Source organism: Cobetia sp. 14N.309.X.WAT.E.A4 (assembly GCF_030397495.1).
Taxonomy (GTDB): Bacteria; Pseudomonadota; Gammaproteobacteria; order Pseudomonadales; family Halomonadaceae; genus Cobetia; species Cobetia marina.
Genome location: NZ_JAPNXT010000028.1, coordinates 1 through 890, shown reverse-complemented (window position 1 = coordinate 890; position 890 = coordinate 1). Strand labels below are relative to the sequence as shown.

Genomic DNA, 890 nt, shown 5'->3' with positions numbered 1-890 from the left:
GAACGTCAGACCCACCTCAAGCAGCTCGAGGCCGAGTCCATCCACATCATTCGTGAAGTGGCGGCCGAGTTCTCCAATCCGGTCATGCTCTACTCCATCGGCAAGGACTCCGCCGTGATGCTGCATCTGGCGCGAAAGGCCTTCGCGCCGGGCGTACCGCCGTTCCCCCTGATGCACGTCAACACCACCTGGAAATTCCAGGAGATGATCAAGTTCCGCGATGAGATGGCCGCGGAAGTCGGCATGGAACTGATCGAGCACATCAATCAGGAAGGTGTCGAGGCGAACATCAACCCGTTCGAGCACGGCAGCGCCAAGTACACCGACATCATGAAGACCCAGTCGCTGAAGCAGGCGCTGGACAAGCATGGTTTCGATGCGGCCTTCGGCGGTGCGCGTCGTGACGAGGAAGCCTCACGCGCCAAGGAACGCGTCTACTCCTTCCGTGACCAGTACCACCGCTGGGACCCCAAGAATCAGCGTCCGGAGCTGTGGAACATCTACAACTCCAAGATCAACAAGGGCGAGTCCATCCGTGTCTTCCCGCTCTCCAACTGGACCGAGCTGGACATCTGGCAGTACATCTACCTCGAGTCCATCAAGATCGTGCCGCTCTACTACTCCGCCGTGCGTCCGGTGGTGAAGCGTGACGGCCTCGACATCATGGTCGATGACGACCGTCTGCCGCTCAAGGAAGGCGAAGTGCCGGAAATGAAATCCGTGCGCTTCCGTACCCTGGGCTGCTATCCGCTGACCGGCGCCGTGGAATCCACCGCCGCGACCCTGCCGGAAATCATCCAGGAAATGCTGCTGACCCGTACCAGCGAGCGCTCCGGTCGTGCCATCGATCACGATCAGGCAGGCTCCATGGAGAAGAAGAAGCGCGAAGG

General features: G+C 60.3%; 1 protein-coding gene. It reads left to right on the top strand.

Annotation, left to right across the window (positions count from 1 at the left end; translation table 11 throughout):
* The coding region (gene cysD / locus OW493_RS17150) for a sulfate adenylyltransferase subunit CysD (protein ID WP_289864987.1) at positions 1–890 on the top strand (890 nt) is incomplete at both ends.